Consider the following 10,259-nt stretch of genomic DNA (forward strand, 5'->3'; position numbering starts at 1 on the left):
AATCTAGTAAATCATTATGTTTTTGATAAACATGCTTCTATTAAAATACAAAAGGAAACCCTGTTCTAAAGGGTTTCCTTTTGTCATCACACTACCAAACTTATCTGTAATTTAAAACGTTGTATTCTGTCTTTAATATTCCATAAACATCAACATCTTCATATGTATTTAATAAAAGTCTATTTTGTCTCAATGTGCCTTCTTTACGTAAACCCGACTTCTCTAATACTTTAATCGACGATCTATTTCTGGAAATGGCAGATGCCCAAATTTTGTTTAGACCTAATTCGATAAAGCCAAATTGAATCATTCTGTTTACAGCCTCAGTTGCAAAACCCTTTCCCCAATAATTCTTACCAATCCAATAACCAAGTTCACCTCTATTGTTACCCTTGTCAATTCTTAGTGTAATTGTACCTACAATTTCTCTTGATTCTTTAGAGACAATTCCTAAAGGATATTCAATTCCTTTCCTAATAAGTTCTGGTTGCATATCAACCCAATCTTGCGCGAACTCCAATTTATATGGATGCGGAATCCCAAGAATATTAGCTAATTCCTTGTCATTAGCCAATTCTTTAATTCTAAAAACATCATCATTGGTAAAAGGTTCTATACATAAATGCTCAGTTTCTAATTTTATAGCCATCTTTTCTCCCCCTTGTACTGAAATTAGTTAGATCCCTTTATTTTCAATATTACACCAAAAACACAAAATTTTTAAAATCTTTATGATATCTACTAACAGAACCATAAACAAAAAATCCAGTTATGCTTTGTACATAACTGGATTCCTCATTATCTAATAGTTTTTTATTTTACAAGTACATTTTCTCTTAATTCCCTCTTTAACACTTTCCCTAAAGCATTTTTCGGTAACTCTTCTAAGAATACCACTTCTGGAATTTTGTAACTTGCTAACTTCTCCTTACAATACTGAATAATACTTTCTTCTGTTAATGTTGTTTCGCCATCCTTCACAATGTAAGCTCTTGGAACCTCTCCCCAAAAGTCATCTGGAACTCCAACTACTGCAACTTCTAAAACACCATGTATTTCATGAATAACATCTTCTACTTGATCTGGATATACGTTGTCACCACCGCGTATAATAACGTCTTTATATCTTCCCATAATATGCAGGAATCCATCATCATCTATCATGCCAGCATCGCCCATGTTAAACCAGTTATCTTTTACTACCTTCTTTGTCGCCTTTTCATTATTCCAATATCCTTTAAACATGTATGGACTTTTCACATGAATCTCTCCAACTTCATTTGTTGTTAGTTCATGTCCTGTTTCTGGGTGAACAATTTTCACCTCTACATTTTTCAAGGTCTTTCCTACAGAAGACATCTTTTCTTTTCCCATCATTGGATGCCATGAGGTTACAACCCAACCTTCTGTACTACCATAGCCTTGCACCATATATATGCCTTTTTCCATATATTTTTGAATGAGTGTTTCTGGCACTTTTGTACCACCGCTTTGTGCTACTTTAAAGGTTGAAATGTTACGTTCTTTTTTATTTAGTTCATCAAGCATGTAACTATAAACGGCTGGGAAAGCAAGCATCGTAGTAATTTTCTCTTCTTCAATCTTATCCCAAATAAGAGCAGGATTCGAATCAGCTAAGAAGATCATCGTAACGCCATGATAAATACAATTTAAAATAGAAAGCACGCCACTCATATGAAACAATGGATGCACAGATAAAAAGCGTTCACCTGCTGGAATTTCTCTTTGTCCCGCAATTTCAGCAAAATAATGATGTAAGTTTTTATGTCCAATTACACATGCTTTTGCCTGTCCAGTCGTTCCTGATGTAAACAAGTAAATGGCATCGTCTTCTTCATGAACTTCTACGTTCGGTTCTGTCGTTGGCTGTTTTTGCAACTCTAATTCAAATGAACCAAAGTCTTCTTTTGTCGTTTGAATTACATAAGGAATTTCTTTAACAGCATCAACCTTTAATAACACTTCATTAAATTCTTCATCAATAACTAACACTTTTAATTTCGCTTCTTTTACAATCGTTTCTAATTCATAAACAGTCAGCTGATGATTTAGCGGAATAAATACCGCTCCAATTTTTAAACTTGCCATCATAACGCTTGGAAATGGGTGATTATTTTTGCATAGTATTCCTATACGATCTCCTCTTTGCACACCATTATATAACAAATAATGTGCAAACTGATTTACTCGTTCATTATATTGCTGAAACGAATATCTTTTCGTCCCCCCTACAAGCGCTTCCAAATTTGGTGATTGCATTGCTCTCTTTTGTAATAATTGTCGCATCGTTCTCAAGTAAAACTCCCCTTTATATATGTTAGGTTTTTTATTTTACCAGATTAACTATTAATTTACTAAAGATTACACTTAGTGAATATAAGAAGAATATAAAATATCCATTTACTTTACAAGTAAATGGATATTTCCCATTATATATTAGAATACTTCTTGTTCATCACATATTGCACATACTCAGGTGCACTTTTATCAATCTCTTCATCACTTAGTTTATATTCTGCACCATATAAATAAAAGGAAGGTATAAATTCCATACCTGTGTATAAGCATGTAGCTTGGAATGGTTTCGTCAACTCATCCATTGTAATTCCACTATTTTCATAGTCTTTTTCTAATCCACCTATAGAAATAGCGACACCAAATTCTTTCCCCTTCACTTTATCTCCTTTAGATCCGTACGCAAATCCATATGTTAATACATCATCGAACCATTTTTTTAATAATGGTGGTGAGCTGTACCAGTAAAGCGGAAATTGAAATATATATCTGTCATGTTCTACTAATAACTTTTGCTCTTCTTCAATATTAAACTCCCAATTCGGTGCCACTTTATACAATTCATGCACCGTAATTTCATCCGAATATTTCTCAAGTTCTTCAATCCATCTTTTATTAATTTTTGATTTTTCAATATCAGGATGTGCTACAATTACAAGTGTTTTCATCTTTTTTCATCCCCTTTATAAATTATTCAACCCTTTACGTATTAGTATGAATGAGTCACATATAATTGAAAAGTACGTACTTTAAAGTGCTATAGGAACCTTAAAGTACCTGTGGAGGTGTTATATGAATCAAAATGATAATTGCCCAATTGCAACAACACTCGATGTAATCGGTGGAAAATGGAAAGTTCATATTTTATGTATTTTGTCAGATGGAAAAATGCGAACAAATGAAATTAAACGAGAAATCCCAAACATTACACAAAAGGTTCTTACACAACAACTTCGGCAACTTGAAGCTGATGGGATTATCTATCGTACCGTATATCAAGAAGTTCCACCAAAGGTTGAGTACACACTAAGTGAATACGGAAAATCTTTAATGCAAATAATGGATAATCTGTTTGAATGGGGAAAAGATCATCAGATTAAAAGATTACATGACTAAAAAAGCACTATATACTTTGTTTCATCCTCTACGTTCATATTTTTTATTTCTATAAAGTTTATTTTCATCATTTTTTAGCTAACTTGTTTTCTTAGATTGATGGACGTGACCCCACATCCATCAATCTAAAAAGATACAATTAGAAAAATGAGATTTCTATAAAGTTTCGCATATAAACACTACTTCAGCCTCATTAAACGCTCGCTCTACTTTTTCTAATCTCAATTGTACGTAAGCTATAAAGAAGCACCCCTAAACCGAGAATTTTTTCATTATTAGACGCATTAGAACCTAAGGTAATAGTAGGTACATTTAAACCCATAAACCTTTCACTCCATTCTATAGGCATATAAAAAGATACTCCTTAAAAATAAAAAACGCTATTCTCTCTGTAAAATCATAGAAAAGAATAGCGCTTTTTATTTTGAAATAGAAATCATCATTTAAACTAAACATGCTAATATTGATTTTGTGCGATTGTCAGTTACCTCATAATAAATTTCTAATCCTTTCCGAGTACCTGTAACCATTTTAGCAGCTTTTAGTTTAGATAAATGTTGACTAATTGTACTTTGAGGCATTTGTAAATCCCCATACATTGTTGTTACATTAGTAGGACCTTTTGCAAGCATTATTTTTACTAAAGATAGACGAACTGGATGCGCCAATACCTTTAACACCTCAGCGATTTCTTGAAACATTTCTTTTTTTTCTTTCATCTTATTTCTCCCCTTTTATATACATATTTATGTTATCCATATATATAATTCGAAGGTATATGCGTTTTTGTGTCCGTCATTTTAAAAAAATATAAAAAAACTTTAATCCGAAACTAAAGGATTAGCTTAACATAATGTCTCACCATTAATGATGAATAGGAATCTCATTATAGAAGCAGCAGTTTTTATACTACACCTCTACATTCAACTAACTAAAACCAATGAAAAAAAGAGCAGATAGTCTGCCCTTTTATGATGCCTCCTTATGTTCCGTGGAATGTTTAACACTCCCCAGTCTCTTTAATTTATTCCACCCTACCGCTACTCCTCGAATTGATGAGAATATAGATTTAATGACAACATAAGTCATAAATTGACGATAAATAAAGCGTTGTAAAATTAACCATGCTAGTGGTTTTGGGTTCTCTTCCTCTAATTTAAATGCGAATAGAGAAGCGAGAAGATCCATTAAAAAGAAAACAAGATAAAATCCTAAAACTTTTAGCGGATTACTACTAAATAGTCCTATAATCATTAATATATCTGCAAAAGGAGCAATGAATTGCAGCACATATTGGAATAACCACATATTAGGCAGTGCAATAAATCCTAATGTTTTATGCTTTAGATTACATAACGCTTTTCGATGTTTCCAAAGACATTGAAGTGTACCATATGACCAACGATACCGCTGTTTAATGAGACTTTTCACATCTTCAGGTGATTCCGTAAAAGCATGCGCTTTTTCTTCATATACAATTCTATGCCCTTGACGTAAAAATGTAATAGTAAGATCCGTATCTTCTGCTAACGTATCTTCGCTTAAATATCCAGATTCAACTACATTCTTTTTGCGCCACGCCCCAATAGCTCCTGGAACTACTGTAATACAATTTAACTCATCAAAAGCTCTACGTTCTAAATTAAACCCTGTAATGTACTCAACATGTTGCCAAGTAGTTAACAAATTCCGTCTATTCCCCACTTTGACATTACCTGAAACTGCAGCTACATTCTGATCTTCAAAGTGTCTAACCATTAGAGAAATGGCGTCTTGCGCAATAATAGTATCCGCATCTAAAGTGACAATGATTTCTCCTCGCGATTGTTGAAACCCTAGGTTCATTGCCGATGATTTCCCGCCGTTTTCTTTCTGAATGAGACGAACTTTAGGGTGTTTATAAAATGTTTCTTTCATTACTTTTGACGTACCATCTGTCGATCCGTCATCCACAACAATAACTTCAAATTCTCTATAATTACTATCCAAAATTGAGTGAATTGTCTTGGCTATCACCTTTTCTTCATTATATGCTGCTATGACAACACTAACAAAAGGTTGATAGGACGAATTAATATAGCGAGATAACGTTTTTCTTTTCTGCTTCCATGCAAAATAAATTAAGAATAAAAATCGAAAAATCCCTAATCCAATAGCAATATAAAAAATAGTTGTTAATATATGCTTAAAGTATCCTGCCCCTGAAAAGACAGCTTTATTATAAAGTAAATATTGCTTCCCCTCAGAAGAAACAGGAGGCATAATTTCATCTCGTTCTTTATTCATTAAATCTGAAATTGTTACAAAACTATATCCATGCTTTTTTAGGTCTTTAATAATGATTGGGAGCGCCTCTACTGTATGTGTACGGTTCCCTCCCGCATCATGGAGAAGAATAATATTTCCCTCTCCCTTATAAATGGGATTAAGAGCACGCTTTACTAATTCATTTGTTGATGGTGTTGCCCAGTCTTCGGGATCAACTTTTTCCGCTACCATTGTATAGTTCATATTTTGTGCACGTAAAATAGGCAATATTTCATTTGATGAATCTGGGTTAGCATCCGCTTCATATGGTGGTCTAAATAAAACCGTAGAATGTCCAGTTACTTCCTGAATTAAACGTTGCGTCGTATTAAGTTCTACTTTCGTTCGTAGTAAAGACGTATCTGCTATGTTAGGATGCTTGAAAGTATGATTGCCAATTTCATGCCCTTCATCGTATATTCTTTTTACAATACTAGTATTTAGTTGCGCGTTTTCACCAAGTACAAAAAAAGCAGCTTTTATTTGATTCTCTTTTAATATATCTAATATTTCTGGCGTATATTTCGGGTCTGGTCCATCATCAAATGTTAATACTACTTGTTTCCCATTTGGTTTTCCATATCGTTGCACTTCATATGCAGATGGTAAGGATCTATATACTTCATCTGTAATATACTCATCTTTGCCTACTTTAAAATCTCTCAATCCATTTTTTCTTTCATTCTCAATCTGTAAAATTTCACCTTGTCCAGAATAATTCACTTCATCTAAACTACTGATTTTATGTAATACATTAGGATTTTTTTGTACCTCAATAGGATTTTTTAAAACTTTCCATATTGTAGGATCTTCTGCTCCTAATCTCCATAGCGCAAACCCCTTTGCATGATTGTCCATTGCGATTTTCACTTGATTATAAAGAGTAACACCGTCTAAGAACCAAGCAGTATGTTCTTTCTCTCCTGTTTTATATCTAAAATACGGATTTCCACTCATCTTATCCCATTGAATTTTTATATTTGAATCATGAGCCATTGCCATAACTTCTGAGAAAGTCATAGACTTTGCAGCTTCTTTACTATTTACTTCCCAATCATATCCATAGTTACCGAAAGCAACTATAAGTTTATTAGACGGAATATTCAGTTCTCTCAATGTATGTTGGAACCATTTATTTGAAGCAATTGGTCCTGGTTCCCCGGCTCCATAGTGCTCATCGTACATCATTACAATCATTCGATCTATTATTTTTGCTAACGCACTATAATCAAAAGCCTTATCATTAGCTGGAACATCTTGTGTAACGAGCAAATCATGTTCATGAAATTCCTTAGTAAGTTCTTTCATAAAATTTGTTAAGTTTTCTTTATCACTTTCAGGTACGGACTCAAAGTCAATATTAATACCTGAAAACTGACTCTTTTTAACTTCGCTTACTAAATTATTAATAAATTTCGTCTTCACATCATTCGGCGAATTCAGTAACTTATGGATAAGCTCACTATCAGGGCCGGAAGCTTTTTCTGTATAGTTAGTAAGTAACGGCATAATCTTCACATGATTTTTTTTTGCTAGTTTTACAATCTCAGGTTTTATCTCACTTCTAATCGTTAAATCTGCTTTTAAATGATACCACTCTGGTACTAACGTAGTTAATGAATCGATATTTTCTTTTAAAGAAGCGGTACTATTTTCATCCCAGTTTACATAAAAACCATACACTTCTTTAGGATGTTTACTATCCTTCGGCGGATTCACCAAATTTTTATTATCCTTCGTTTCGGTATTTGGGTTAAATTCTTCCTTCTTTAACTGCTGATCACTAAGTTTTTGATTAATTGGTACAAGTTTAGTATCTTGTTGTACAGCGGTATTCATATTTGGAATTTCTGGTGTTGAAAAAATACTTTGAAAGAAAAAATAAAATACAACACTTACACTAACTATTGAGATACATAGAAACCAGATAAAAGCTATGTTTCTCCTTCCTTTCGGATCATAAAAAACAGGTTTTTCTTTATCTTGTTGAATGTTTTTCTCCATTATATTTTTCACATACTCCTTCTTAATAGAACTATAGAATATTAAAGTGCAACTTTAATCAGTGGGGGTTTTGTTCACCCCCCACTAATCATCAGCCCTCACCAATCGGGCTGCCCAGCAAATAGCGGAATAAATCCTTTTAGCTTTGAAATGAATCTCTCACTTCCATATTCTATTGATTCTTCTTTTCATTCCCTTGCTGGTGGCCTCTATTTTCTTGTTGAGACCCCCTACCATTGTTCCCTTGCTCGTTTCCGTCATTTTCTTTCTGGGATCCTCTTCCATTGTTCCCTTGCTGATTCCCATTATTTCCTTGTTGAGGATTTCTTCCATTGTTCCCTTGCCCATTTCCATTATTCCCTTGTTGAGACCCTCTTCCATTGTTCCCTTGCTCGTTTTCGTTATTTCCCTGTTGAGATCCTCTTCCATTGTTCCCTTGCTCGTTTCCGTTATTTCCCTGTTGAGATCCTCTTCCGTTGTTCCCTTGCCCATTTCCATTATTCCCTTGTTGAGATCCTCTTCCGTTGTTCCCTTGCCCATTTCCATTATTCCCTTGTTGAGATCCTCTTCCGTTATTCCCTTGCTGCTTCCCATTATTTCCTTGTTGAGCTTCTCTACTGTTATTCTCCTGTTGATTCCCTCTATTTTCTTGCTGAGATCCTCTTCCATTGTTTTCTTTTATTTGCTTCGATGGCTGTTCCTCTGTTTTCTTTTGTTCTTTCTGCTCTTGCTTTTCATATTTTTTCTCTTTTACAGGAGACAAATCGAGTGTTGCATCAGGAGATGACTCCGGCTGTGATTGCACCTCTTCTTCGTTTTCCACCGGATTAGACGGGGTGACAGGAGGCGTAAGTGATTTGTTCTTCTCATTCTCTTGCTTTATATAGACACCTGTGCCAATTCCAGCTTTTCTAGCATTCTCTCGTATTTGCATTGTGCTACTTTGATATTCAACTGTAATATGTTTTAGCTCATATTCTTTCTTTAATTCTTTCATTGCCTTTTCCAAAAGTGGTTCTAGTGCCTTGTCCTTTGCAACAGCTGTTAGCATAACTTGCTTATCATTCGTTAGATACTTATCCTCTTGACTTTGATTTATAATAGTACGTATTACTTCTTGTAATTGTTTATTTTCCCATTGCTTCAATTCTTTTAAAATACGCCTTCCATCATCATTACAAGCCTGCAAATCTATAACACGAAAATCCTTCGTTACGCTCACCTCTAAACTTGGATTTATATCAACTGAGACGTAAGCAAATACTTTTTCTTCTGGTTGGTTGTAGAAAAACAAAACTGCAAATAGAAAACAAGCAACAAGTATTGATGCAGGCTTTAAAAAGAAAGGAATCGAAAAATGCGATGCTTTTTGTTCTTGCTCATCAAACGAGATTTCCTCCCCGATTATGCAAGAATCCCCTTTTCTTTTACACGTAATAAACTCTCCATTTGGTGTTAAAACAACTACGCTATGCTTTTTTATATCCATCACAATTCCTTTATTCATCATGCTTTTCCCCTCTTATGTAATCCAGAATATATGTATAGTTGTTTGCAAAAATAATACACATTGCAATAATGTATTTTCTATGTCGTTCCAACGTTTTACGACTTACCCTAACACGCGGTTCAATCTGTTTAAGCGGTAACTTTTTCTTTCGGAACAGCTCTTCCATCATTTCCTCTTCTTTTATAATTATTTTCACAATTTCTATTAAGTGCTCACGTGTATCACGATGCTTAGGAGATTCTTTAGCAAGCTCTGAGAATGTGATTTTAAACTCAGCTAGCACACTTTGAAAATGAAGAATTTCCTCCTTACGGTTACTATTTTCCATCTCTTTCATATACTCCGTAAGCGACACTTGCATTTCTAACATTTCCTCTTGCTCATCTTCTTTTAAAAAGACAAAGTTATGTTTAGACTCCTTACGTATATAGTCAATTACATCTCTTTTTATAAGAAGATCAGCAAACGCTAAAAAGGATTTTCCTTTTGTATAGGAATACTTTTCAATTGCTTCGTTAAACGCAAACAATCCAATGCTATATTCATCATCCTGTTCTGTAATATATCGGCGGCAGACAGATGAGATTGATTTTCTAATAAAAGGTTGATACTGTACGATAAACGCTTCTTTATCTTCTTCATTATTTTGTATGTTACATACGATATCTTCTATTTTCGGTTTTCTTAAGATCTTCATTACTAAACTCAACACTTGTAATCTCCCAGCCTCCTTCAAATAGCAAAATGGCCACTACACAAGTGACCATTTAACCAGATTTTCTTGGTACTTTTCTTCGGTCTTGTTTTCTTGCTGTTAGTTATATTTTTAGAGTCTAACGTTTTCTTAATGATTTTTTCTTTTCTCTCGGCACTACAGTTAAGTTTGTATTTTTATCTACTTTCTTATTTTCTACCGTTCGTTTTGCTTATTCTTTTTCTATTTTATCTGCAATCCTTGAATAACTCTCCTCTATATAATTGGTAATTTCATCCTTTTACTTTGGAT

9 protein-coding genes are annotated in these 10,259 nt (G+C 33.9%); 1 reads left to right on the top strand and 8 read right to left on the bottom strand.

Features of this window, described 5'->3' with window-relative positions; translation table 11 throughout:
* Nucleotides 1-100: 100 nt before the first annotated feature.
* The 3 genes from ACQGS6_RS17445 to ACQGS6_RS17455 form a co-directional block, all read right to left on the bottom strand.
* On the bottom strand, nt 101-649 hold the full coding sequence (locus ACQGS6_RS17445) for a GNAT family N-acetyltransferase (RefSeq protein ID WP_025966633.1): 549 nt from the start codon (nt 647-649) through the stop codon (nt 101-103).
* A gap of 164 nt (nt 650-813) precedes the next feature.
* Nucleotides 814-2,307, bottom strand: coding sequence for a class I adenylate-forming enzyme family protein (locus ACQGS6_RS17450; protein ID WP_080473690.1), 1,494 nt, complete (start codon nt 2,305-2,307; stop codon nt 814-816).
* A gap of 143 nt (nt 2,308-2,450) precedes the next feature.
* The gene (locus ACQGS6_RS17455) at nt 2,451-2,984 is read right to left on the bottom strand and encodes an NAD(P)H-dependent oxidoreductase (RefSeq protein ID WP_000855231.1); all 534 of its coding nucleotides are present in this window, start codon (nt 2,982-2,984) and stop codon (nt 2,451-2,453) included.
* A gap of 124 nt (nt 2,985-3,108) precedes the next feature.
* Between ACQGS6_RS17455 and ACQGS6_RS17460 the strand changes: the two genes are divergently transcribed.
* Nucleotides 3,109-3,432: a winged helix-turn-helix transcriptional regulator gene (locus ACQGS6_RS17460; protein ID WP_001072981.1), complete on the top strand. Its 324-nt coding sequence runs from the start codon at nt 3,109-3,111 to the stop codon at nt 3,430-3,432.
* 193 nt (nt 3,433-3,625) lie between these two features.
* Here the strand turns inward: ACQGS6_RS17460 and ACQGS6_RS17465 are convergent, their stop codons facing one another.
* The 5 genes from ACQGS6_RS17465 to sigI form a co-directional block, all read right to left on the bottom strand.
* Nucleotides 3,626-3,781: a hypothetical protein gene (locus tag ACQGS6_RS17465; RefSeq protein ID WP_001121202.1), complete on the bottom strand. Its 156-nt coding sequence runs from the start codon at nt 3,779-3,781 to the stop codon at nt 3,626-3,628.
* A gap of 94 nt (nt 3,782-3,875) precedes the next feature.
* Entirely contained in the window at nt 3,876-4,151 is a 276-nt protein-coding gene (locus ACQGS6_RS17470; protein WP_000660066.1) for an ArsR/SmtB family transcription factor, read from the bottom strand.
* Nucleotides 4,152-4,401: 250 nt separating this feature from the next.
* On the bottom strand, nt 4,402-7,743 hold the full coding sequence (locus tag ACQGS6_RS17475) for a glycosyltransferase (RefSeq protein ID WP_074626307.1): 3,342 nt from the start codon (nt 7,741-7,743) through the stop codon (nt 4,402-4,404).
* A 172-nt stretch (nt 7,744-7,915) separates the two neighbouring features.
* A complete protein-coding gene (locus ACQGS6_RS17480) occupies nt 7,916-9,253 on the bottom strand; it encodes an anti-sigma factor domain-containing protein (protein WP_426965354.1) in 1,338 nt (445 codons plus the stop codon).
* Nucleotides 9,243-9,965, bottom strand: coding sequence for an RNA polymerase sigma factor SigI (gene sigI / locus ACQGS6_RS17485; protein WP_044584719.1), 723 nt, complete (start codon nt 9,963-9,965; stop codon nt 9,243-9,245). Before sigI ends, ACQGS6_RS17480 begins: the two co-directional genes overlap by 11 nt.
* Nucleotides 9,966-10,259: the final 294 nt, after the last annotated feature.

It is taken from the genome of Bacillus sp. GMs2/2 (assembly GCF_050172095.1).
Taxonomy (GTDB): Bacteria; Bacillota; Bacilli; order Bacillales; family Bacillaceae_G; genus Bacillus_A; species Bacillus_A cereus.